This is a genomic window from Arthrobacter sp. 179, assembly GCF_052379645.1.
Classification (GTDB): Bacteria; Actinomycetota; Actinomycetes; order Actinomycetales; family Micrococcaceae; genus Arthrobacter_H.
On sequence record NZ_JBQSYU010000014.1, the window covers coordinates 42,157 to 65,629 of the forward strand.

Consider the following 23,473-nt stretch of genomic DNA (forward strand, 5'->3'; position numbering starts at 1 on the left):
AAGGATGGCCCGCTGGACGTTCCCGCCCCATATCCCTCAGCGGGACCGCCCGGTGGCGCGGAGGCACACGCTGGGCCGATAGGCGATAGTTCACCTAGCAGGCTGGCATGATGGACACATGATCCTCGCACGTTTGATCCTCGGGCTCCTGAGCTTGTCGCCGATGACCGGCTACGACCTGAAGAAGCATTTCGACTCGAGCATCAACCACTTCTGGAATGCCGATAAGGCACAGATCTACCGCACCCTGGCCCAACTGGTGGACCAGGGCCTGGCCACGGTCCGGACCGTTCCGCAGGAGAACTACCCGGCGCGCCAGGAGCACCACATCACCGAGGCGGGGCGGGCGGCTTTGCAGGACTGGCTGACCGGAACGCTGGACCGGCAGCCCGCCCGTGAGCCCTTCCTGGGCCGGATCTTCTTCTCCGGGGAGCTCGAGCGCCACGAGGTCCTGGAACTGCTTGCGGCACGTCGCACCGAGGCCGAGGACCTGCAGCGGTCCTACCGGGCCCTGCGCGCGGAATTGGACGAGGCCGCCCTGGCCGACCGACGCGGCTACCTGATGGCCGCCACGCTGGACCACGGCATCGCCCACGTCGGTGCCGAACTGAACTGGCTCGACTCCGTCGAAGGGAATCTGCCATGAACGAAAAGCCCACGGTGCCTCCCTCCGTCGGGGAACGCCCCGATCCGGCCGGCTACCCGGAGATCCACCCCCCGGTGCGTCCCCGCACGGACGGCAAACCAGCCCAGACGCTGGTCTTTCTCCATGGCGGCAACGTGGCCAACTGGATGTGGGATCCCCAGGTCAAGGCCTTCCCTGCCTATCGGATCTTCACCCCGCATCTGCCCGGGTTCGGCGGCCGGGCCGATGAGGACTGGCGCGGGCTCGATAGCGCCGCGGATGACGTCGCGGCCTTCATCGCCGAAGAGATCGAGGACGGCCGGGTCCACCTGGTTGGCCAGTCCCTGGGCGGCGTCGTGGGCCTGCGTGTACTGGCCCGGCATCCCGAGCTCTTCGCCAGTGCCCTGTTCACCGGGGCAGGGATCCGGCCGGTGGGGGCGGGAACGCGGTTATCCACGGCGGCGCAACTGCGATTAGGGGACGCCGAATGGTTCTGGAAGGTCCAGGCCGGGGCCTTCGGGATTCCCGCGAACTCCCGCAGGCTCTACTCCGAACATGGGCTGACCCTGCGTCCGGACAACATGAAGGCGATGCTGGACGAGGTCCAGGCGGGCGGCCTGCCCGACGGGCTGGGGGACTACACCGAACGCCTGATGATGGTCGCCGGGGCCCGTGAACCGGCCCTGGTGCGCAAGGGATTCGCCGATGTGGCCGCGGTTCGCCGGGACACGGTCTTCCGTCTGGCCCCGGGGCTGCACCATCAATGGAGCGTCGAGGATCCGTTGTTCTTCAACGCGATGGTCCGCGCCTGGATCGAACGCGGTGAGGTCCACCCCCGGCTCGGGCGGGTTCCCGGGCTCCACCAGGCAGACCCGGATCCCGCTGGAGACTGATTGGTCTGGATCGCGGTCTCCGCAAGGCTTCGCTGCGTCAGGTGCGGACGCGCCGTATCACCTCCGGGCCGTGGACGGCTACATGACATAGTCCATATACCGACGACCGCTCCGGGCAACCGCCTGCGTTCCTGCCAGGGGAGCAGCTGCAGAAGTTGCCCGGAACGTTGGAGGCGCCCGTTGCCTCCCGTGCGGACGCCGTCGTCGTACCCGGTGGATCAGTCGGTGCCGTTGCCGACGGGGATCGTCGCCTGGAGGTAGATGCTGGACCCCGAATCCGCGAATTCACGGCTCTTCGCCTGCAAACCGGCTTCGATGTCATCGGCCAGTGCCCGTTGGCGTTCGGTTCCCCCGAACTCCTCGCGGATGTCCTGGGAGATCCGCATCGAACAGAACTTCGGCCCGCACATGGAACAGAAGTGCGCGGTCTTGGCCGGCTCCGCAGGCAGCGTCTGGTCGTGGAACCGCTGGGCCGTGGCCGGATCCAGACCCAGGGCGAACTGGTCGTTCCAGCGGAACTCGAAGCGCGCGGCCGACAGGGCATCGTCGCGGGCCGTCGCCCCGGGATGCCCCTTGGCCACATCGGCGGCATGCGCGGCGATCTTATAGGTGATCACCCCGGTCTTCACGTCGTCCTTATCCGGCAGCCCCAGATGCTCCTTCGGGGTCACATAGCAGAGCATCGCCGTGCCGTAACGGGCGATCTCGGTGGCCCCGATGGCGCTGGTGATGTGGTCGTAGCCGGGGGCCGTATCGGTCACCAGCGGACCCAGGGTGTAGAACGGCGCCCCGTCGCAGAGCTCCTGCTGACGCTCGACGTTCTCGCGGACCAGATGCAGCGGGATATGTCCGGGTCCTTCCACCATCACCTGCACGTCGAACTGCCAGGCCCTGCGGGTCAACTCGGCCAGGGTATCGAGCTCAGCGAACTGGGCGGCGTCGTTGGCATCGGCCAGGGAGCCGGGGCGCAGCCCGTCACCGAGGGAGAAGGCGACGTCGTAGCGGGCGAAAATGGCGCAGAGCTCGTCGTAATGGGTGTAGAGGAAGTTCTCCTGGTGGTGGGCCAGGCACCACCCGGCCATGATCGATCCACCGCGGGAGACGATGCCGGTGACCCGGTCGGCGCTCAAGGGCACATGGCGCAGCAGCACCCCGGCATGAATGGTCATGTAGTCCACGCCCTGTTCGCATTGCTCGATGACGGTGTCGCGGAAGATCTCCCAGGTCAGTTTCGATGCATCCCCATCGACCTTCTCCAGCGCCTGGTAGATCGGCACGGTGCCGATGGGCACCGGGGAATTGCGGATCAGCCATTCGCGGGTGGTGTGGATGTCATCGCCGGTGGACAGGTCCATCACCGTATCGGCGCCCCATTGGGTGGCCCAGGTGAGCTTGTCGACCTCCTGGGCGATCGAGGAGGTGATGGCCGAGTTGCCGATGTTGGCGTTGATCTTGACCAGGAAGGCCTTGCCGATGATCATCGGCTCGGATTCGGGATGGTTGATGTTCACCGGGATGATCGCCCGTCCGGCGGCGACTTCGCGGCGGACCAATTCGACGTCGCAGTTCTCGCGCAGCGCCACATAGCGCATCTCGTCGGTGAGGGTGCCCTGTCGGGCGTAATGCATCTGCGTGACGGTACGCCCCTGGTGCGAGCGCCTCGGTACCGGGGTCGTGCCGCTCCATTCTGCCGAGGCGGCCCCGCGACGCACGGCGGACCGGCCGTCGTCGTGCAGGGTGCGTTGGCGACCGGCGTATTCGGCGGTGTCACCCCGGGCGGTGATCCATCGGGTGCGCGGACGCGGGAGGCCGACGGTCGGTTCGGAGCCCGGACCGGCGGTCCGATACGCCAGATGGGGCTCGTTGGCGCTGCCGTCGGGGGAATCCGCCAGGCAGATCGCGGTGACCGGGACCCGCAGGCCGTGTTCCGGATCCTCGATCCACTGCAACCGGTGCTGTGGGTGCTGTTCCCACGCGGTGGCGGACGGGGTGGTGGGTTTTACTGTGGAATCGCTCATTTGAGCCCTCAACTTCCTACGCCGGCATGACCCGGACAGGTTCGACGGTCGCGAGCGGTGGCAGCTCGATCTCAGCCCCTCCTGGGGCACCCGTGTGGACGTTGCGAGCGTAACGGAGCGGCCCGCGATCTGGCTAATCCAGTTCGCGGGCCGCTCCGGTGTGGCGCCCCTCCGGGGCAGCGGGCTCGTGCCTAGGCGGCAAGCCAGAGGTCGGGACCGAAGACCTCGTAGTGGATGTTCCGCGGGGCCACGCCGGCGGCGATGGCCTGGCTGCGCACCGCACGCATGAATGGCAGCGGACCGCAGAGGTACATCCGGGCATCCTCGGGCAGCTCGACGCCGGTCAGGTTCATGAACCCCTCGACGGCCTGCAGGTCCGCGGTGGTGCCGGTGGTGTCCTCGAGCCACAGGCGCATCTCGACGTTGGGCAGCTGCTCCACGGCGGCGAGCATCTGGTCCTTCAGCGCCCAGTTCGATTCCATGGCCTCGGCGTGGAGCACCAGCACCTGGCGGTCCGACCCGGTGGAGACCAGCGACTGCAGGGCCGAGGCGCTCGGGGTGCACCCGATGCCGGCGGTGGCGATGATGATCGGCCCGCCCTCCATGTCCAGGGTGATGTCACCGTAGGGGTTGGACAGTTCCACGACGTCGCCGACCTCGAGATTGCGGTGCATGAAGGGGGAGACCTCCCCGCCTTCATCCAGCTTGGTGGTCAACACCCGCTCGGTGGTGGATTCGACGTTGTCGGAGAGGGAGTACTGGCGGCACTGGCGCAGCCCGTCGGCCAGCGGCACGCGGATGCTCACGAACTGGCCGGGCTTGGCCACCGTGACGGCGGTGTCATCGGCCGGCTCGAAGCGGAACGTCATGCAATCCTGGCCGGAAGCCTCCGTGGAGGTGACCTTCCATGGGGCGTAGATCCGGTCGTTGGCCTGTTCGGCGTAGAGGCCCTTTTCGATCTTGACCAGGGCGTCGGCCATCAGCCAGTAGACCTCGGACCAGGCGGCGACGACCTCTTCGGTGGCTGCTTCGCCCAGATCCTCGGCGATGGCCGCGAACAGGTGGTCGAAGACGATCTGGTACTGGTCGGGCTGGATGCCCAGCGACGTGTGCTTATGGGCGATGCGGGACAGCACTGATTCGGGCAGCGATTCGGGGTGTTCGATCAGGTGGGAGGCGAAGGCGGCAATGCTGCCGGCCAGGGCCTGTTGCTGGGCTTCGTTCTTCTGGTTGGCGCGACTGAACAAGCCGTCCAGGAGTTCAGGACGTGCCGCAAACATCCCGGCATAGAACTTCTTGGTGATCTCACCGATCCGTTCGCCAATCACGGGAAGTGTCGCCTGGACGACGGGGCGGGACGTTTCTGAGAGCATCGAATCTCCTCGAGGTCGAATTACTTGCGTCTGATCCGCAAGTATTATGATACATTTCTACACCTTGTAGAAAACTGGGGCAAATCGGCTATCGCGAAATGGGAAAAGGAAGGGGGACCAGCGCCGGGGAGGACGCCAGATCGCGGATCGACCAGTGGTCCAGCTCCTGGTAGAAGGCCTCCTGGGCGCGCGCCAGGGCTGTGCGGAGCCGGCAACCGGCGATCAATGGGCAGGCGGCCGTGCCGTCGTCGGTGGTGCACTGGGCGAGATCGCCCTGCCCCTCGAGGCTGCGCAGCAACGTGCCGGCGCCGAGGGACAGCCCCGATTCGTTGATCTGCACGCCACCGGTGCGCCCGCGTTTGACGTCGATGTGTTTCAACTGGCCGAGCTTGTGCACGGCCTTGGAGACCTGGTTGTAGGGGATGTCGATTGCCTCGGCGATCTCCCGGGTCCTCAGCAGGGGATCGGACCGGGCGGCGAGCAGCATCAGGATGCGCAGGCACACATCGGAAAAGGCGTTGATCTTCATGATGTCGACGCCCGGTCCCCACGGATCAGGCCCAGATCCTCAAATCAGCTGGTTCGGGGGTGGGCTCCTGGAAGGTCCACTCGCTGCCTTCGGCGGCGGGGGAGGCATAGGGCTGGATGATGGCCACTGCCCCGCCGAGGCTGTGCTCCGCCAGGGCATGGACGGCGTCGACATCCTCCTGCAGCAGGGTCACATCGGAGACCAGGGCCACGGCCACGAAGTTCTCACGCTGACCGATCAGCAAGGTGACCAGGTCATCCATCATGACTTCGGCATCGATATCCGCTTCGGGATCCTCGTCGTCCTCATCGGGTTGGACCGCCAGCAGGCGCAGTTCCCCTTCGGCCTCGCCGTCGGGCTCCAGGCCGATGGCGAAGGGCAGGAAGACCCCGTTGGTTTCAAGCTGTTCGCGGGCGACGCCCAAGGCGGTGCCGAGCACCTTGTTCAAGTCCTGGTGGGCGGCCTCACCGAGTTCGGCCAGCCGGTTTTCCGTGGGGTTTTCGCTCATGCATTGCTCCTGACAAGGGTGAGGACCGCGTCGCGGACGCGTTCCATGGTCGGGGTGTCTACGGCTTCCCCGTTATAACGGAGGAAGGGTTCGGTGTTGGAGGGGCGGAGGTTGAACCAGAAGGATCCGTCCGTGGCCTTCACCGTGGTGCCGTCCAGCCTATCGACCACCGTCTCCGGGGTCGAAAAGCTCTCCAGCACCCGGGCCACGGCCGCGTCCTTGTCCTCGACCTCGGAGTTGATCTCGCCCGAGGAGAAATACGGTTCGTATTCGGCGGCCAGATCTCCCAGGGCACGGTCCTGGGAGCCGAGGGCGGCCAGCACATGCATCGCGGCGAGCATGCCGGTGTCCGCGTTGTAGAAATCGCGGAAGTAGTAGTGGGCGCTGTGTTCGCCACCGAAGACGGCCCCCTCGGCGGCCATGACCGCCTTGATGAAGGAGTGGCCCACCCGGGTGACCACCGGCCGTCCGCCGTCGTGTTCCACCAGTTCGGGGACCGCGCGGGAGGTGATGAGGTTGTGGATGATCACCGGGGTCTGCTCGCCGGCGGCCTGCGCCCGGGCGATTTCACGTCGGGCCACCAATGCGGTCACCGCCGAGGGGGACACCGGCAGACCTGCTTCGTCGATGACGAAGCAGCGATCCGCGTCGCCGTCGAAGGCCAGACCGATATCGGCGCCGTGTTCGAGGACGGCGGCCTGCAGGTCCTTGAGGTTCTCCGGTTCCAGCGGGTTCGCCGGGTGGTTGGGGAAGGTCCCGTCCAATTCGAAATACAGCGGCACGATCTCCAGTGGAAGGGCCGGCAACAGGTCATCGCCCAGGACCGCGGGAGTGGTCATGCCGGCCATCCCGTTGGCGGCGTCGACGACGACCTTCAGCGGGCGGATGCCCGAGAGGTCGACCAGGGAGCGCAGGTAGGCGGCGTAGTCCTCCAGCACGTCCCGGGTGCTGATGTCCCCCTGGGGCGCGTCCCCGGAGACCGGCAGGCCTTCGGCGAGGTAGGTCTGGGCCAGATCGCGGATCTCATACAGGCCCGTATCCGAGGAGACCGGCACGGCACCGGCCTGGGCCATCTTCATGCCGTTATAGGCCGCGGGGTTGTGGCTGGCGGTGAACACGACGCCGGCGGCATCGAGTTGGCCGCAGGCGAAGTAGAGCTCATCGGTGGAGATCAACCCGAGCAGGCAGACCTCGGCCCCGCGGTAGGAGGCCCCGCGGGCGAAGGCGGCGCTGAAGGCGGGGGAGGAGGGGCGCATGTCACCGCCGACGAGGACCTGTTTGCCGGCCAGGGACAGGACGTCGACGAAGGCGGCGCCCACGGCCTCGACGATCTCCTCATTGATGGTTTCGCCGACGATGCCGCGGACGTCGTAGGCCTTGAAGGAAAGGGAAAGATCAATCTCGCTGCTCACGGGGTCGAGCTTAGCCGTTCGGGGCGTATCCACGCGATCATCCAACCACTCCACCGGGTCGGTGCCCATGCGTGGGTGGTCGCTGGGATACTGGGTCCATGGTTGAAACGCGGAACTCACAATTGCATGACGACGCCACTGCGGTCCTGCGCCGGCTGGTCGGAAACGACGGGGCCCGATTCCACGAGGGGCAGTTCGAAGCGATCGAGGCCCTCGTCGAGGGCGGCCGTCGGGCCCTGGTGGTCCAGCGCACCGGCTGGGGCAAATCCGCGGTGTATTTCGTGGCCAGCCTGCTGCTGCGTGCCCGCGGCGCGGGGCCGACGCTGATCGTCTCCCCGCTGCTGGCCCTGATGCGCGACCAGGTCGCCGCCGCGGCGCGGGCCGGGGTGCGGGCCGAAGCGATCAACTCGGCCAACGCGGTCCAATGGCAGGAGGTCATCGCCAAGCTCGAAGCCGATGAAGTCGACGTCCTGCTGGTCTCGCCCGAACGGCTGAACAACCCTTCCTTCCGCGAACAGCAGCTCCCCGAACTGATCCGCCGGATGGGCCTGCTGGTGATCGACGAAGCCCACTGCATCTCCGACTGGGGCCATGACTTCCGGCCCGACTACCGGCGGATCCGCGATCTCATCGCCGCCCTTCCGGGAAACGTGCCGGTGCTGGCCACCACCGCGACGGCCAACGAACGGGTGGTCCACGACGTGCAGGAACAGCTGGCCGTCGGAGGCGCGGAGGTCTTCACCCTGCGCGGACCGTTGGCCCGCAAATCGCTGCGGCTCGGGGTCCTGCGGTTGCCGAGCCCGCGTTCGCAACTGGCCTGGTTGCTGACCCATCTGGCCGATCTGCCCGGCAGCGGCATCATCTACACCCTGACCGTCTCGGCGGCCGAGGACATCACCCGACTGCTCCGGGAGGCGGGGCACGACGTGCGCTCCTATACCGGGCGGACCGACCCGGAGGAACGCGCCGCCTCCGAACAGGCGCTGAAGGAGAACCAGGTCAAGGCGCTGATCGCCACCAGTGCGCTGGGGATGGGCTTCGACAAACCCGACCTCGGATTCGTCGTCCACGTGGGCGCCCCCAGTTCCCCGGTCGCCTACTACCAGCAGGTCGGTCGTGCCGGCCGTGGAACCGACAACGCCGATGTGCTGTTGCTGCCGGGGCCGGAGGACCGGGAGATCTGGCGGTACTTCGCCACCTCCTCCATGCCGGACGAGGAACGGGCCCATGCCGTGTTGTCCGAATTGGAGGCGGCCGGAACGGCGGTCTCGGTCCCGGCCCTGGAGGCCCGGGTGAACCTGCGCCGTTCCCCGCTGGAACTGCTGCTCAAGGTCCTGGCCGTGGACGGGGCCGTCGAACGGGTCGCCGGGGGATGGGCGCGCACCCGCGAACCCTGGGCGTACGACGCCGCCCGGTATGCCCGGGTCGCCGCCGCCCGCGTGGACGAACAGAATTCGATGTTGGAGTACGAACGCACCACCGGGTGCCGGATGGAGTTCCTCTCCCGCGTCCTGGACGACCCTGCGGCGGCACCCTGCGGCCGCTGCGACAACTGCGCGGGCCCCTGGTACCAGGACTCGATCGGTGACGAGGCCCGGGACCGCTCCCAGGCGGCCCTGGGCCGGGTGGGGGTCCAGGTCGATCCCCGGGCGATGTGGCCCGGCGGCATGGACCGCCTCGGGGTCCCGCTGAAGGGAAAGATCAAGCCCGCGGACCAGGCCCGTCCCGGCCGGGCCCTGGCCCGGCTGACCGATCTGGGCTGGGGGGCCAAATTGCGGACCCTGCTCTCGACCCCCGTCGACGAGGCCCCCGACGCAGCCATCGAGGACGCGATGCTGCGCGCCTGCGTGCAGGTGCTCTCCGAATGGGATTGGGCCGAACGGCCGGTGGCGGTGGTCAGCCTGCCCTCACGCACCCGCGCTGAACTCGTCGGCTCCTTCGCCCGCGGGATCGCCGGAATCGGCAGGCTTCCCTATCTCGGGGCCCTGGATTATCCGCACGGCGGACCTCGGGGGGCTTCGGGAGGCAACAGTGCCTTCCGGCTCGCCGCCGTCTGGGGGCAGTTTGCCGTCGGGGACGAACTCGCCGGGGAACTGGCGGCACTGGACGGCCCGGTCCTGCTCATCGACGACTACGTCGATAGCCGGTGGACCATCACCGAGGCCACCCGGGTGTTGCGCGCGGCAGGGGCCGACGCCGTCCTGCCCTTCGTCCTGGCGGTCTCCGCCTAGGGATTGGACCCACGCCCTAGACTTGGGGCATGGAGTTGTTGTTATGGGTTCTGGTCCCCTTGCTGGTCCTTGCCGCCGGTTGGTGGTGGGTCACTCGACTGCGTCGGAAGACCTCTGCGGAGGTCAACGGCTCCGTCGGGCCCGAATCGGCACGCGAGGCCGCCGGGCAGCTGGGGGCTGAAGCCCATCGCGATGTGTACCGCCAACTCGCCCAGGGCAACTTCATGGGCGCCGTGCAGGCCTACCGTGCCGCCACAGGTGTTGGGGTCAAGGCCAGCATCATCGCCGTGCGCAGCCTCGAAGCCCACCCGCAGGTCCATCAGGAGGGCGGCCCGCGGATCGCCCCGCAGGGGCCGGGGCCCCAGACCGAGCCCCCGGAGGGGAACGGCGAGAGCGAACCATCCGGCGGTCCGGCCACCGAGCCGGCCACCGATCCGGTGGCCGGAGAAGCGGTCGACGCCGAGGCACCGGTACCGGAGCCCGCGGCGGATGCCGCTGCCGCCCCGCTGGCGGATCCCGCCCCGGGCCAGGACCTCGACGATTTCACCATCCCGGAGGAATGGACCGAGAAATTCGGTAGCGGGGCCAGCCGCAAGACCTCCAACTTCCGGATCTCCGCTGAAGAAGACGGCGTCAAACGCGAATTCGGCACCGATGAGCTTCCCCCGGCGGAATTCGACCAGTTCCAGTCGCTGCTGCGGGACCATGACCTCGACGGTGCCGCCGACCTGTTGGCCAAGTTCTCGGGCCTGGACCGGGATTCCATCAGGGAACTGTTGGACACGGCCCCCGTCGATGGGGATCCGGCATCGATGGGTGAGGATATCGCGGACTTCAGCTTCGAGGGGGACGGCCCCGAAGGCCACGTGCAATTCAGTGCCAGCGACCTCCCGGGGGAGGACAAGGACCGTTTCCTGGGTTTCGTCCGGGCCGGGGAACTGGGGCAGGCCGCGGAGATCGTCCACCGGCATACGGGTCTTCCCGCCGAGATGGTCGAACAACTGCTGACGGCCTTCGGAAAGAAGTAGGCACAAAAAAACCCCTACCTGGGTAGGGGTTTTTCAGCGGAGACGGGGGGATTTGAACCCCCGGTCGAGTTTAACCCCGACCCTTCATTAGCAGTGAAGTCCATTCGGCCGCTCTGGCACGTCTCCAGCGCTGCCGTGGCAGCCCCCCAAGACTACCGAACAGTGGCCCCCAAATTCAAAATGCCTCCCGGTTCACCGACCGCCACAGGAATTCGTAGCTGGTCGCCAGCATCCGGGCGCTCTGACGGTTGTCCGAGGCCCCGGCATGGCCGCCCTCCAGCGACTCGCTGTACCAGATCCGAGGAACCTTCGCCTCGAGCATCTTCGCGGCCATCTTGCGCGCCTGCACCGGTCCCACCCGGTCGTCACTGGTGGCACTCCAGAAAAGCGTGGCGGGGAAGGTCTTCCCGGCCTCCAGGGCCTCATCGAGCAGATGGTAGGGGGAGAACCCGCGGATGAATTCCCACTCCTCGGGGAGATCCGGGTCCCCGTATTCGGCGATCCACGAATGCCCGGCCGAGAGCCGGGTGTAGCGGCGCATGTCCAACAGCGGAACGCCGCAGGAGATCGCCCCGAAGAGTTCGGGATGAACGGTGAGCATGTTCCCCACCAGCAGGCCGCCGTTGCTGCGTCCGGTGGCCGCCAGATGGTCGGGGCGGGTGATCCCGCGGCGCACCAGGTCCCGGGCGATGGCCGCGAAGTCCTCGTATGCCCGCGGCCGGTTCTCCCGCAGTGCCGCCCGATGCCAGGCGGGACCGTATTCGCCGCCGCCGCGGATGTTGGCCAGCACGTAGACCCCGTCCCGGCCGGGGGCGGAACCGCGGCGGAGCCAGGCACGGCCCACCACCCCGGAGTACGACGGCGTCAGGCTGGTTTCGAATCCGCCGTAGCCGTTCATCAACACCGGGTTGGCCCCGTCGTGGACCAGATCCGCCGGGCCGACCTGGAAGTAGGGGACCGCCGTTCCGTCGTCGCTGGTTGCGAAGTGCTGCTGGACCTCCAGACCGGTCGCGTCGAAGCGGGCCGGGGAGGACTTGACCGTTTGCGGGAGCCCCGCACCGATGGTCCCGCGCGACAGGGTGGCCGGGGTCAGGAACCCGGTGGAGACCAACCAGTAGTCGTTCGCCGTCTCCGGGTCCTCGTCGTCGACCGGCCCGATGGACAGGTCCTGGTGTTCCTCCCCGCCGACCTCGAGGGGACGCAACCGCCAGCCATCGGCCGGATCCGCCACCAGGATCTTCGAGGAGACGTGATGCAGCACGGTCAGCAACAGGTGGTCGGCGGTGAAGGAGGAGGACTGCAACGAGGTGTCGGCATCCGGGGTGAAGACCCGGGTCACGGTGCGGTCCCCGGACAGGAAGGCGTCCAGATCGGCCACGGCCAGGCAACCGGAGGGAAGGGCCTGGCCGTCGAGCTCCCAATCCTGCTGTGGGCTGAACATCACCCATTGGCGGTGCAGTCCGATCCGCACATGGGTGGGGGCCTCGATCGGCACCCAGTGCCCCTCGCGCAGGATCGAGGTGGAGGTGTTGAAGAAATCGATGACGTCGGTGGCGGTGACATGCCGGTAGCCGGGGGTCTGGTCCACCGAGACATGGGCCATCACATGGGAGGCCTCGACGGCGAAGACCTCCAGGGCCTGCGCGGGGTCCATGCCGCGTTCGACCCGGCGGACGGTGCGAGCATAGCCCGAACGGGTCAGCGAATCCGCGCCGAACCCGGTGGCCACGTACCAGGCGTCGGGGCCGTCCCAGCTGACCTGGGTCTTCCCGACCGGCAGCGAGAACCCGTCGGGGACGAACCGGGCGGCCTGCAGATCGAATTCACGCACTTCCACGGCATCCCCGCCATCGGGGGACAGGCGCAGCAGGGCGCGGTGGTAGTCCCCGCCGGTCTCGGGACGCAGCAGCGCCGCGCCGGCGAAGACCCAGTCGGTGCCTTCCGCAGCGGCCAGGGCATCGACGTCGAGCAGGATCTGCCAGTCGGGGTCTTCACTGGCGTAGGACTGCCAGGTGGTCCGCCGCCACAGGCCCTTCGGGTGGGAGGCATCGCGCCAGAAGTTGTAGTAGTAGCTCCCGCGTTTGGTGGCCATCGGGATCCGATCCTGCGCATCCAGGACCTCCAGCACCGAGGATTCCAGCCTCTGGTAGGCCTGATCGTGCAGCATGCTCCCGGTCGCGGCATTGCGGGCCCTCACCCAGTCCAGGGCCGTTTCCCCGTGGATCTCCTCCAGCCAGGCAAAGCGGTCGTCGGTCTCGGAATCAGTGGTCGGCCCCGCCATCGGGGCTGCTGAGGTGCTGTCCATGGCCCCCAGTCTACGAGTGGCCGCCCGGCCGGGCGGTACGCTGGGAACCCCGGCCTCCTGCGGATCGGCGGGGAAGCAGGCGGGGCATCCGCACGGCCGAAGCGAAGGAGCAGCACGTGGCAGCACCCCCGTTCACCCTGGTGATCGTCGGTTCCGGACCCCGCGGGACCTCGACCCTGGAACGGGTGTTGGCCCGGCTTGAAGCCGCCGACCAGCGGCGCGGAGCCGAGGACACGCCTCCGGCCCGGAGCCTGGAGATCACGGTCGTGGACCCTTGCGAACCCGGGCCCGGGCACGTCTGGGCCCCCGAACAGCCGCGCTACTACTTGATGAACACCCCGGCGCTCTACCCCACGGTCGCCCCGCCACGCGGGACCGGGAACGCGGCGGGACTGACGTTCGAGGAATTCCGGGTCGGGGGCGGCGACGGCGCCGACCTGGATCCGGCGGAACGGGCCGAACTGGCTGGACTGTCCGCCAGCGGATTCCCGAGCCGGGCGATCTACGGGAGGTACCTGCGCCATGTGTTCTGCCGGGTACGGGCCCGGCTCCAGGCCCATCCGGCCGTCGCCTCATTCACCGTGATCCGTGCCGAAGCCACCTGCCTCCGCCGCGAAGCCAACGGCTACCGCCTGACCCTGGACGGGGGAGCGGGGTCGGGGCCCGCAGTGACCGAGCTGGTGGCCGAAGCCGTTGTGCTCGCCGTCGGACATGTTCCGGCGCACCCGAACCCGCTGCAGCGCACCGCCGGGGAACGCGCCACCGCCGTGGGTTTGCACTACCAAGGCCCGAATGTGCCTGCCGACGTGGATTGGGGGCTCTACCCGGCCGGGGAACCGGTGCTGGTGCGTGGGCTCGGGCTGAACTTCTTCGATGCGATGACCGCGATGACCGTCGGCCGCGGCGGATCCTATGTTTCCACCGGTGACGGCCCGGGCCATGCCCTCGAATACCGGGGCAGCGGCAGCGAACCAATCCTGCATGCCGCCTCGCGACGCGGGGCCCCCTACCGCGCGAAGGCGTGCATCGACTCCTATCTTCCGGCCTCGGTGTCCCTGCGCCATCTGAGCTTCGAGGCCGTCCATGCCCTCGCCGCCGACGGGGCGCCGGGCGAACCGAGGGGCAAGGTCGGTTTCAACGCCCATGTCTGGCCGCTGCTGCACCGCGACGTGCTGCATACCTACTATGCGACGCTGGCCCGCGTCTCACCCGAACTGTTCGAGGAGCCCGGCCCCTTCCTTGCCGAACTCGACGAGATCCTCGACGCCCCGCATGTGAACGGCCAGGAAGTCTGGCGCACGGTGGCCCGCGAACTCGTCGAACGGGCGGCCCCCGGGGTCCGCTGGCTCGACGTCGCCGGACTGGGGCACCCCTTCGCCGACCGGGGATTCGTGGGCCACTCCGCCTACCAGGGGGCGGTGCTGGCCTATCTGGAACACGACGCCGAAACCTCGGCCCGCGGGGAGGAGGACCCGTTGAAGATGGCGATCGGTGCGTTGAATGCCGGCCGTGGGATCATCAAACGACTCGTCGCCGAGGGGATGGTCGATGATGCCAGCCGGCTCGACGAGCTCGGCCGCTGGTTCGAACCCCTGGTCGAAGGACTGGCCAGTGGTCCGCCCCTGCAACGGATCGAGGAACTGGCGGCGTTGGCGCGTGCCGGCATCGTGCAGTTCATCGGCCCCGACCCGGTGTTCTCGTTGGACGAGGAGGCCGCCTGCTTTGCCGCCTCCTCACCGTGGGTGCAGGACGAACCGATCACCGCCCGGTACATGGTCGAGGCGATGATGCCCGCCAACCGGGTCGCCCAGAGCGCCTCGCCCCTGCTGGAACAGTTGTGGGCCGAGGGGATGGCCCGGCCCCGCCTGATGCTCAACCCCGAAGGCGAGGGGGTGTACGGGTCGGGGCTCGACGTCGTCGGACAGCCCTACCGGCTCGTCGACCAGGCAGGGATCGCCCACCGCGGGATCTTCGTGTTGGGGCTGCAACTGTCCAGCGTGCAATGGGGGACCGCGATCGCCGCGGAAGCCGGCGCCGGTTTCACCGAAGGGGCCCGGACGCTGGGGGATGCGGATGCCGTGGCTTCCGAGGTGCTGAGGATGGCCGCCCGGATCTGAGTTCCGGGCGTCAACGACGGCAGGGAAGCCGGTCCATGATGGACCGGCTTCCCTGCCTCGACGCGGAAGGTAAGGGATTTGAACCCTTGGTGCGGGGTTGCCGCACACTGGTTTTCAAGACCAGCTCCATAGGCCGCTCGGACAACCTTCCAGACATGAGAACTATACGCGAGCGGCCCCGGGCAGGAAAACCGTGGGCGATAGGCTCGGGGTGGACACCGATTTCCATGTTGAAGGGATCCAGCCATTGAGCCCGAACACCGCAGCCGATCTGCCCACCACCATGCGCGCCGTGGAGTATTCCGGACCCGGGGGCAGCGAGGTCATCCGCCTGGCCGAACGCCCGGTCCCGACCCCGGGGGCCGGGGAAGTGCTGATCCGGGTCGCCGCGGCCGGCCTGAACCGCGCCGATGTCGCCCAACGGCAGGGAAACTACCCGCCGCCGGAGGGGGCCTCCGACGTCCCTGGCCTGGAGGTTTCGGGAACCATCGCCGCCAGCGGCCCCGATGTGGAGGGGTACGACGCCGGTGACCGTGTCTGTGCGCTGCTGGCCGGCGGCGGGTACGCCGAGTACGTCGCGGTCCCGGCCGTCCAGGTCCTGCCGGTCCCGCAGGGCATCGGTCTGGTCGAAGCCGCCGGGCTGCCGGAGGTGGCGTCGACCGTGTGGTCGAACCTGTTCATGGAGGCCGGGCTGTCCGCGGGGCAGTGGGCCCTGATCCACGGTGGGGCCGGGGGCATCGGCACCATGGCCACCCAGCTCGCCACCGCCTACGGCGCCCAGGTGGTGGTCACCGCCGGCAGTGCCGGGAAGATCGACTACTGCCGGGGGTTCGGTGCCGTGGACGGGATCAACTACCGCGAGGAGGACTTCGTCGAACGGATGCGCACGATCAGCGATGGCCACGGGGCCGACGTCGTCCTGGACATCATGGGAGCGAAGTACCTCGCACGGAATCTGGAGGTCCTCGCCCCCGACGGCCGGCTGGTGGTCATCGCCCTGCAGGGCGGGGCCAAGGCCGAGCTCAACCTGGCCCGGCTGATGACCCGACGCCTGCGCGTCATCGGCACCACCCTGCGGGCCCGCAGCCTTCAGGCCAAGGGCCGGGTCGTGGAGGGGGTGCGGACCGGGGTCTGGCCGCTGGTCGAGGAGGGTACGGTCCGTCCGGTGGTGGAGAAGACCTTCCCGTTGGCCGAAGCAGCCGCCGCCCACGAATACTTCGACTCCGGGGAACACCGGGGCAAGATCCTGCTGACCGTCTAGGGGCGCCCGGGGGACCGGGACGGGCCCGAGCGCGTCGTGGCAAGATGGAAGCATGAACGAACACGAGAAGCCGCAGTCTCCGCCCGCCCCGGCCGACGGGGCCGGGACGGACGCCGCCCCGTCTTCCTTCAGGGTCCAGGGGCTGGTGGAGGAACCAGCGAAGGTCATGCGCATCGGTTCGATGATCAAGCAGCTCCTCGAAGAGGTCAGGACCGCCCCGCTCGACGACGGCGCCAGGGCCACCCTGGCGGATATCCATGAACGCTCGGTCGCCGAACTCGAATCCGGGCTCTCCGCCGAACTGGTCGGGGAACTCCACCGGATCCGCCTGCCCTTCACCGAGGACCAGACCCCCACCGAAGCCGAATTGCGCATCGCCCAGGCGCAACTGGTGGGCTGGCTCGAGGGGGTCTTCCACGGGATCCAGACCGCTCTGGCCGCCCAACAGGTCGCCAGCGAACAGCTGGCCCGGCGCATCCAGCTGCGCGAGCTGCCGCCGGGGACCCCGGTGGCCCCCGGCATCGTCATCAACGAACGCGGGGAACCCGAACGGGTGGCCCCGGGCCGGCCGGGCGCCGGGGAGGCGCCGGACGAGGACACCGACGGCGGACCGGGACAGTACCTCTGAGCATGGGATGGGTTGCTCGGATGCGCGGTGCCCGCCGCGATGACCAGGAGCTCGGCGATGGTGTCTGGCGTCGGGCCAACGACCGTTTCGGGCGGGGACTGGACCGTTTCCACCAGGTCCTCGAAGGCATCGAAGCCGATGACCTGCACAATGCCCTGGTGATGATCGCCAACCACCTGGCGGACCTGCAACCGAGGGTCCGCGCCGTATGCATGGCAGCCCAGACCCAGCGGCCCAGCACCGGACAGGACATCCCGGGAAGCCATGCCTCGGTCCACCGGGCCCTGTCCAAGGCGGCCAACGACCTGGCGGCGGCAGCCCAAGCCGCCGCCATGTCGCGACTGGATGGGGAACGGTGGGGATACAACTCCGCGGGTCTGGAGAACGTGGCCTTCCGTGCCGATCTGGTGGTCGAGGGGGTCCGCCTCGCCGAAGAGGCGCTCGCCGACGCCGGTTGAGGCCGGGCGTTCGCCGAACGCGGAGAGCCGAGGCACGCTTCCCTCCCCCGCGGATGGCGGTGGCAGGATGGGCCGATGACCACCTACGAATCACCGAAACTCACGTTCAACGATGGCAGGACCATCCCCCAGCTCGGCTACGGGGTCTGGAAGGTGAAGGACGACGTCGCGGAGAAGGTCGTCTCCCTGGCCTTCGACGCCGGATACCGCCATGTGGATACCGCCCGCATCTACGGCAACGAGGCAGGGGTGGGCCGCGCCGTTGCCGCCTCCGGCCTGGACCGGTCCGAGCTGTTCGTCACCACCAAGGTCTGGAACGCCGACCAGGGCTACCAGCAGACCCTCGACGCCTTCGACGCGTCGTTGGAGCGCATGGGGATGGACTTCGTCGACCTCTTCCTCATCCACTGGCTGCAGCCGAAGCAGGGCAAGCACGTCGACACGTGGAAGGCCCTGATCGAGTTGCAGAAGTCAGGTCGCGTGGGGTCCATCGGCGTCTGCAACTTCACCGCCGAGGCGTTGCAGGAGCTCGAGGATGCCACCGGGGTGGTCCCGGCCGTCCACCAGGTGGAGACCCACCCGTTCTTCCCCCAGACCGCACTGCGTCAGTACGAGGCCTCTCGGGGCATCCTCCACCAGTCGTGGTCCCCGCTGGGCCTGGGCTCGGAACTGCTCGGGCACCAGGTGCTGACCGATATCGCCGTCAAGCACGACGCCACCCCCGCCCAGATCGTGATCGCCTGGCATCTGGCGCTCGGACTCGTGGTGATCCCCAAGTCGGAGACCCCGTCACGGATCGTGGAGAACTGGGAGTCCCTGGGCGTGACGCTGGACGAGGAGGACATCGCCGCGATCAACGGACTGGATCGGGGCGAGGAAGGGCGTATCGGCCCGGACCCCGCAGAGAGCGATTTCGAGTAACCGCTCGGATCCACCCCTGAAACAGGAAAGGCCCGTCACCGTGGGGTGACGGGCCTTTCCTGTGCAAGGCGACGATGGGTCGGGGCTGATCAGCCGTCGCATTCGCGGCAGATCTTCACGCCGTTCTTTTCGCGGGACAGCTGCGAGCGGTAGCGCACCAGGAAGCACTCGCCGCACGTGAACTCGTCCTGGCCCTGCGGCCGGACCTGGACGACCAACTCGTCATCAATGATGGCTCCGGGCAGTTCACCGCCATCAAGCGGCTCGTCCTCGTCCAATTGCTGGACGGCAGTCTTCTGGTTCGGCGCGTCCATCGCCTTGACCTGCTTGAGGGTTTCTTCGCTTCGTTCAGCGACATCGGGGCGGACTTCGTCGTAGTCGACAGCCATGCGGTACTCCTGGTATTTCGTGTGGTAGGAAGCGACATATTAGGCCAACATCGGCCTCAAAGCCAATCGATTTTTTGAAAGGTGTTTCAACTCACAGCCTTCGATGCCAGGGGCGTCGATACCGGCCAATGAACAACCCCCCAGGGCCGCGGTGCCCCGCTGAACCCAGTGGGCAGGACCAACCGATCGCAGAGCTGCCACTGGCCCGTGCCGGACGCACCGTATCGGGGGGCCGAACTGGAAGACCGTGCTTCCCGCGGCCGGCCCGGATGGAGGTTTCCGGAAGAAATCTCGAAGTCTACGGTATTGCGGAGGAGCCACAACCTGCCAAGATGTAGGGATGACGACGATTAGCATCCGCTGGGTCGGCGACCCACCAACAGAATCATCGGGCTGGTTGGCAGCCTTCACCGAAGACGGCACGAACGTCGGGGAAGCCGCCTACCGGAGTTGGGAAGAGGATTCCCGGCTGACCTATCTGGGCGACTTCATCGTCGCCCCCGAATACCGCAAGCACGGTATCGCCAAGGACATGATGAGCACCGTGTTCGACCATCTGGGGCGGGACCGGCAGTACATCGTCTCGCTCACGGGCAACCTGGGCCGGATGTTCATGGAGGCCGTGGCCGGGGAGGAGGGGGCGCCGAAAATCTTCGAACTCCACGAAGACGACACCACCTACCGGCCCATGAACTAGGGACGCCTGCGAGTGCTCGGCGCCCACCCTCACCGCCCGTGCCGGGGGCGTGAACACTGTCACGGGATGCTCCGTAGGGATCCATGATGTGGAGTGATTCGGGGTAACTGCCCAGGTCAGGGCGTTTCCCTGCCATGCTGGGGTGCATGAAGGCGACTCGAAACGGAATCATGGTCGCGTTGACCGCGGTGGGATCCAACATCATTGTGGACGTCTACACGGATCTGTCGACGGCACACCGTCTGCTCGTTTCCATCGGTATTTCCGTGCTGCTCAGCATCGTTCTGGCGATCCGCACCACGCGCCGGAACGAGCAGGAGCCCGAATGGGAAACATTCGGCGGGCCAGGCCCCGGCAGCAACTTTCGGTAGAAGCAGGCCCGGGTGGGCCCATCGATCAGGGCCCGGGAGGTTCGCGCGGTCAACCAGCGCATGAAAAAACGCCATTTCCTTGGGTGGTCAAGGCATATGGCGTTCTTCGTGGTGGAGCCCCCTGCCAGAATCGAACTGGCGACCTTTTCATTACGAGTGAAACGCTCTACCGACTGAGCTAAGGAGGCACGGTGGCCTGGAGGGCCACCAGCCGATAGTTTATAGGAGCATTTCGCCAGCGGTCAAAACGGGCGCTGCCGCCGGCCTCTTCGTCAGCACTTCAAACCATCCTCGGGGACGGTGGAGTCCAGGAAATAGTCGTCGACGGCGTCGCCGATGCACTCGTTGCTGCGACCGTAGGCGGTGTGCCCGCGGCCAGCGAAGGTCACCAGCACGGAGGAGTCGAGTTGCTGGTTCAGCGCCTTGGACCACTGGTAGGGGGTGGCCGGGTCGCCGGTGGTGCCGATGACGACGATCGGGGCGGCGTCGGGCGCCGAGACCGGGGCGGCCTCCCCGGTGGGTTCGAACTTCCAGTCCTTGCAGGCCAAACCGCCGAAGGCCAGGTATTTGCCGATCGTCGGGGAGGCCTCGATGAGGTCCTTCTCGTCCTGGCGCTGTCCGTCGATGCTCGTGTCCACCTGGTAGTCCAGGCAGTTGATCGCGGTGAATGCGGCTTCGGCATTGCCGGTGTAGGAGCCGTCCTCGTTGCGGCTGGCACTCATATCCGCCAACTCGAGCATCGCGGTGGGGTTCCCCGCCACCGCGGAGTTCAGCGCGTCGGTCAGTTGCGGCCAGTACGCGTCCTCGTAGAAGGCCACCAGGAAGCCGCTGACGAAGTCGTTGATGCCGACCTCCCGCCCGTCCTCGGCGGTCAACGGATACTCCTCGACGGAATCGAAGAGGTCCCGGAGCTGGTCGCGGGCCTGGTCGACATCCCCGTCGAAGGGGCAGTCCTGCGTGCGGAGGCACTCCTCGAGGTAGCTGGTGATCGCCTTCTCGAAGGCTTCAGCCTGGCCCAGGGTGACTTCCTCGTTGGTCAGCGAAGGGTCCATCGCCCCATCCAGGACCATGTGCCCGACGTGGGAGGGGAAGAGATCGGCGTAGGTGGCACCGAGCTTCGTTCCGTAGGAGAAGCCCAGGTAGTCCAACTTCGGGGCATCGCTGATGGCCCGCAGGATGTCCAGGTCCTTCGCGGAGCTGATCGTGTCGACATGGCCCAAGGACGCACCGGAGCGTTCGGCACAATCCCGGGCGTACTCCTTGCTTTCCTCCTCGAGCTCCTTCAACCCGGCCTTGGTGTCGGGGTCGATCTCCAGGGTGCGATCGGCATCGCGCTGGGCATCGGTCCGGCAGCTCACCGGCGCCGACCGGCTGACCCCGCGGGGGTCGAAGCCCACCAGGTCGTAGCCGGAGCGCAGATCCGCGGAGAAGATCAACGTCCCGGCATCCTCGACCAGATCCACCCCGGAGCCGCCGGGGCCGCCGGGGTTCACCAGCAGGGTCCCCTGCTTCTTCCCGCTGGCCTTGAGCTTGATGACGGAGAGGTCGATGGACTTCTGATCCGGCTGCTCGTAGTCCAGGGGCACTTCCACCTCGGCGCATTCGAACTGTGTTGAACAACTCGTCCAGTCCACGTCCTGGGAGTAGTACTTCCCCAGGTCCGCCGGAGCCGAAGGCATGGCCGCCTCGGACTGCTGCGCGGCGTCGTCGGCGGGTTGGCTGCTGCAGGCGGTCAGGAGCAACAACGAGGCGGCCGCAGCGGCCGCCCAGCGCAGCCGTCGTCGGGTGGGAATCATGCGGTGGTGTCTCCTTGGTTCCTGGCCGGCAGCAGCCCGGCCATCATGGCCTCCATGGCCAGCAGCGGTTGGACGTTGGCGGTGATGCGACGGCGGGCCTCGGAGATGTAGTCGATGCGCGCCAGTGTTTCTTCGGCGGTGGTGCGGTGGGCCACCGTCGTGAGTTCGCGGGACAGGTAGTCATTGACCAGTTCGCTCCCGCTGGCCAGCTGCAGGGTCAGCACATCGCGGTAGACGGTGGTCAGGTCGATCAGCGCGCGGTCCAGGGAGTCGTTGACCCCCCGTTTGGCCCGACGCTTATTGAGCTCTTCGAGGGCCTTGAATTGGCTACGGAGCTGCGGGGGGACGGGGGAGTCGGCCTCCAGGCCCAGGGTTTCGCGCAGGGCGGCGGTGTCCGCGAGGGCCCGGGCCTCCGCCGAGGCGGTGGACTCCTCGGTGGAGAGCTTCACCAGCTCCCCGGCGGCGACCACCGCATCGGAAACCGAATTCAACCGCAGGGGCATGCGGACGGTCTGATCGCGGCGCCGTCGTGCGCCGTCATCGCGGGCGAGCCGGCGGGCGATGCCGATATGGCTTTGGGACACCCGGGCCGCGAAATCGGCGTCGTGGGCAGAGAGTCCGTCGCGGCGGACCAGCAGTTCGGCCACCGCCTGGCGGGAGGGGACGCCGAGGGTGATGGGCCGGCAGCGTGAACGGATGGTCACCAGCACGTCGGCCGGGCTCGGGGCGCACAGGATCCACACGGTCTGCGGTGGGGGCTCCTCGATGGACTTGAGCAGGACGTTGGTGGTCCGCTCGGTCATCCGGTCGGCGTCCTCGACGATGATGACCCGCCATTTACCCGCCGAGGGCCGGTCCTGGGCCCGGGTGATCAGCTCACGGACATCCACGATCTGGTAATTGACCTTCTCCGTGGCGATCAGCGAGACGTCGGGGTGGGTGCCCGCCATGACGGTGCGGCAGGCGTGGCACTGCCCGCACCCCCGGTCGTGCGGATCGGGGGCATCGCATTGCAGGGCAGCGGCAAAGGCCCGGGCGGCATTCGAACGACCCGACCCCGGAGGGCCCGTGAACAGCCACGCATGGGAGGGGGCGCCCAGGGCCGCGGCCCGCTGCAGGGCGCCGATGGCCGCATCCTGTCCCGGCAGGTCGGCCCAGACCCCGGTCAGTTCGGCGGGGGCGCTCACGACGAGGCCCCGGCAGCCTGGAGCGCGGTGTCCACGGCCGTGGCGATGCGGGCGGCCAGGTCCTCGACCTCCAAGGAGGCATCGAGGACCACGTAGGCGCCGTCGTCGTTCCGGGCCCGCTCCAGGAAGGCTCGACGGATGCGGGTATGGAAGTCGTCGGGCTCGGATTCGAGCCGGTCCTCGGCCCCGTGGCCCTGCGTGCGGCGTTGCCGGCCGGCCAACGGATCGACGTCGAGCAGGATGGTCAGATCCGGGCGGAGCCCGTCGGTGGCCCAACGGTTCAGCCGCAGCACCTCGTCGGCCCCCAACCCGCGTCCGACCCCCTGATAGGCGACCGATGAGTCGATGAAGCGATCGCAAATGATCGTGGCCCCGCGCCCCAGGGCAGGAAGGATGAGCTGCTGGACATGGGCGGCGCGGGCGGCGGCGAACATCAGGGCCTCGGTGCGGGCATCGACCTCGCCGCGGTCGTGTTCGAGCACGAGGGAACGCAGTTCCTCGCCGATGACGGTGCCTCCCGGCTCACGGGTACGGACGACTTCGCGGCCGCCGTCCTGGAGCCTGCGGGCCAGCAGGGCGGCCTGGGTGGATTTGCCGGCACCATCGCCGCCTTCGAGGACGACGAACAGGGCTCCGGGCGCGCGCTGCATTTCATTCACCCGTTCAGCCTATCGGCCCGGGCCGGTAATACGCGGTCGCGACTTCGAAGGGGCCCGATCCGGCGGT

The 23,473-nt window shown here is 67.9% G+C and carries 21 protein-coding genes, 3 tRNA genes and 1 riboswitch; of the genes, 11 read left to right on the forward strand and 13 right to left on the reverse strand.

Annotated features, from left to right (window positions below):
• Positions 1–118 precede the first annotated feature (118 nt).
• Together ACT3UE_RS09925 and ACT3UE_RS09930 are read left to right on the forward strand one after the other, a co-directional pair.
• Positions 119–646, forward strand: a complete 528-nt coding sequence (locus ACT3UE_RS09925) for a PadR family transcriptional regulator (protein ID WP_444566645.1) — start codon at positions 119–121, stop codon at positions 644–646.
• Positions 643–1,518, forward strand: a complete 876-nt coding sequence (locus ACT3UE_RS09930) for an alpha/beta fold hydrolase (protein WP_444554171.1) — start codon at positions 643–645, stop codon at positions 1,516–1,518. The genes ACT3UE_RS09925 and ACT3UE_RS09930 overlap by 4 nt, the downstream gene beginning before the upstream one ends.
• A gap of 218 nt (positions 1,519–1,736) precedes the next feature.
• Here the strand turns inward: ACT3UE_RS09930 and thiC are convergent, their stop codons facing one another.
• The 5 genes from thiC to ACT3UE_RS09955 all read right to left on the reverse strand — a co-directional run bounded on the left by thiC (position 1,737) and on the right by ACT3UE_RS09955 (position 7,358).
• A complete protein-coding gene (gene thiC, locus ACT3UE_RS09935; RefSeq protein ID WP_444554170.1) occupies positions 1,737–3,536 on the reverse strand; it encodes a phosphomethylpyrimidine synthase ThiC in 1,800 nt (599 codons plus the stop codon).
• A riboswitch (TPP riboswitch) is annotated at positions 3,533–3,640 on the reverse strand. It overlaps the preceding gene by 4 nt.
• Before the next feature lie 87 nt (positions 3,641–3,727).
• Positions 3,728–4,909: a globin domain-containing protein gene (locus tag ACT3UE_RS09940; RefSeq protein WP_444566646.1), complete on the reverse strand. Its 1,182-nt coding sequence runs from the start codon at positions 4,907–4,909 to the stop codon at positions 3,728–3,730.
• Positions 4,910–4,997: 88 nt separating this feature from the next.
• Positions 4,998–5,438 carry an RrF2 family transcriptional regulator gene (locus tag ACT3UE_RS09945; RefSeq protein WP_444554168.1) on the reverse strand — a complete coding sequence of 147 codons (441 nt, stop codon included), beginning with the start codon at positions 5,436–5,438 and terminating at the stop codon, positions 4,998–5,000.
• Between the two features lie 25 nt (positions 5,439–5,463).
• On the reverse strand, positions 5,464–5,946 hold the full coding sequence (locus ACT3UE_RS09950; RefSeq protein ID WP_444554167.1) for a hypothetical protein: 483 nt from the start codon (positions 5,944–5,946) through the stop codon (positions 5,464–5,466).
• Entirely contained in the window at positions 5,943–7,358 is a 1,416-nt protein-coding gene (locus ACT3UE_RS09955) for a phosphomannomutase/phosphoglucomutase (protein ID WP_444554166.1), read from the reverse strand. Before ACT3UE_RS09955 ends, ACT3UE_RS09950 begins: the two co-directional genes overlap by 4 nt.
• A 98-nt stretch (positions 7,359–7,456) precedes the next feature.
• On the opposite strand from ACT3UE_RS09955, the gene ACT3UE_RS09960 reads away from it, so the two are divergent.
• Both ACT3UE_RS09960 and ACT3UE_RS09965 read left to right on the forward strand, forming a co-directional pair.
• The gene (locus ACT3UE_RS09960) at positions 7,457–9,589 is read left to right on the forward strand and encodes a RecQ family ATP-dependent DNA helicase (protein WP_444566647.1); all 2,133 of its coding nucleotides are present in this window, start codon (positions 7,457–7,459) and stop codon (positions 9,587–9,589) included.
• 29 nt (positions 9,590–9,618) lie between these two features.
• Positions 9,619–10,617, forward strand: a complete 999-nt coding sequence (locus ACT3UE_RS09965; protein ID WP_444554164.1) for a hypothetical protein — start codon at positions 9,619–9,621, stop codon at positions 10,615–10,617.
• A 37-nt stretch (positions 10,618–10,654) separates the two neighbouring features.
• On the opposite strand, the gene ACT3UE_RS09970 is transcribed toward ACT3UE_RS09965, so the two are convergent.
• Together ACT3UE_RS09970 and ACT3UE_RS09975 are read right to left on the reverse strand one after the other, a co-directional pair.
• Positions 10,655–10,743 (reverse strand) — tRNA-Ser (locus ACT3UE_RS09970).
• Between the two features lie 49 nt (positions 10,744–10,792).
• Positions 10,793–12,922 carry a prolyl oligopeptidase family serine peptidase gene (locus tag ACT3UE_RS09975; protein WP_444554163.1) on the reverse strand — a complete coding sequence of 710 codons (2,130 nt, stop codon included), beginning with the start codon at positions 12,920–12,922 and terminating at the stop codon, positions 10,793–10,795.
• Between the two features lie 116 nt (positions 12,923–13,038).
• On the opposite strand from ACT3UE_RS09975, the gene ACT3UE_RS09980 reads away from it, so the two are divergent.
• Complete coding sequence (locus ACT3UE_RS09980) at positions 13,039–15,039, forward strand: FAD/NAD(P)-binding protein (RefSeq protein ID WP_444554162.1); 2,001 nt, start codon at positions 13,039–13,041, stop codon at positions 15,037–15,039.
• A gap of 63 nt (positions 15,040–15,102) precedes the next feature.
• On the opposite strand, the gene ACT3UE_RS09985 is transcribed toward ACT3UE_RS09980, so the two are convergent.
• Positions 15,103–15,190: transfer RNA gene (locus ACT3UE_RS09985), tRNA-Ser, on the reverse strand.
• Between the two features lie 132 nt (positions 15,191–15,322).
• Between ACT3UE_RS09985 and ACT3UE_RS09990 the strand changes: the two genes are divergently transcribed.
• From ACT3UE_RS09990 to ACT3UE_RS10005, 4 genes are all read left to right on the forward strand, one after another.
• On the forward strand, positions 15,323–16,300 hold the full coding sequence (locus ACT3UE_RS09990; RefSeq protein WP_444561357.1) for an NAD(P)H-quinone oxidoreductase: 978 nt from the start codon (positions 15,323–15,325) through the stop codon (positions 16,298–16,300).
• Positions 16,301–16,352: 52 nt separating this feature from the next.
• Positions 16,353–16,928 (forward strand): bacterial proteasome activator family protein, encoded by a 576-nt coding sequence (locus tag ACT3UE_RS09995; protein ID WP_444554161.1) that lies wholly within the window; start codon positions 16,353–16,355, stop codon positions 16,926–16,928.
• 2 nt (positions 16,929–16,930) lie between these two features.
• Positions 16,931–17,386: a hypothetical protein gene (locus tag ACT3UE_RS10000; RefSeq protein ID WP_444554160.1), complete on the forward strand. Its 456-nt coding sequence runs from the start codon at positions 16,931–16,933 to the stop codon at positions 17,384–17,386.
• A gap of 75 nt (positions 17,387–17,461) precedes the next feature.
• The gene (locus ACT3UE_RS10005) at positions 17,462–18,307 is read left to right on the forward strand and encodes an aldo/keto reductase (protein WP_444561352.1); all 846 of its coding nucleotides are present in this window, start codon (positions 17,462–17,464) and stop codon (positions 18,305–18,307) included.
• 89 nt (positions 18,308–18,396) lie between these two features.
• Here the strand turns inward: ACT3UE_RS10005 and ACT3UE_RS10010 are convergent, their stop codons facing one another.
• Positions 18,397–18,696 carry a DUF4193 family protein gene (locus ACT3UE_RS10010; RefSeq protein WP_444554158.1) on the reverse strand — a complete coding sequence of 100 codons (300 nt, stop codon included), beginning with the start codon at positions 18,694–18,696 and terminating at the stop codon, positions 18,397–18,399.
• 340 nt (positions 18,697–19,036) lie between these two features.
• Between ACT3UE_RS10010 and ACT3UE_RS10015 the strand changes: the two genes are divergently transcribed.
• On the forward strand, positions 19,037–19,393 hold the full coding sequence (locus ACT3UE_RS10015) for a GNAT family N-acetyltransferase (protein ID WP_444554157.1): 357 nt from the start codon (positions 19,037–19,039) through the stop codon (positions 19,391–19,393).
• A 170-nt stretch (positions 19,394–19,563) separates the two neighbouring features.
• Complete coding sequence (locus ACT3UE_RS10020) at positions 19,564–19,764, forward strand: hypothetical protein (RefSeq protein WP_444566648.1); 201 nt, start codon at positions 19,564–19,566, stop codon at positions 19,762–19,764.
• 112 nt (positions 19,765–19,876) lie between these two features.
• Here the strand turns inward: ACT3UE_RS10020 and ACT3UE_RS10025 are convergent.
• The 4 genes from ACT3UE_RS10025 to tmk all read right to left on the reverse strand — a co-directional run bounded on the left by ACT3UE_RS10025 (position 19,877) and on the right by tmk (position 23,397).
• Positions 19,877–19,952: transfer RNA gene (locus tag ACT3UE_RS10025), tRNA-Thr, on the reverse strand.
• Positions 19,953–20,036: 84 nt separating this feature from the next.
• The gene (locus tag ACT3UE_RS10030) at positions 20,037–21,560 is read right to left on the reverse strand and encodes an alpha/beta hydrolase (protein ID WP_444561354.1); all 1,524 of its coding nucleotides are present in this window, start codon (positions 21,558–21,560) and stop codon (positions 20,037–20,039) included.
• Positions 21,557–22,747 carry a DNA polymerase III subunit delta' gene (locus ACT3UE_RS10035; protein WP_444566649.1) on the reverse strand — a complete coding sequence of 397 codons (1,191 nt, stop codon included), beginning with the start codon at positions 22,745–22,747 and terminating at the stop codon, positions 21,557–21,559. Before ACT3UE_RS10035 ends, ACT3UE_RS10030 begins: the two co-directional genes overlap by 4 nt.
• Positions 22,744–23,397: a dTMP kinase gene (gene tmk, locus ACT3UE_RS10040; RefSeq protein ID WP_444566654.1), complete on the reverse strand. Its 654-nt coding sequence runs from the start codon at positions 23,395–23,397 to the stop codon at positions 22,744–22,746. The genes ACT3UE_RS10035 and tmk overlap by 4 nt, the downstream gene beginning before the upstream one ends.
• Positions 23,398–23,473 lie beyond the last annotated feature (76 nt).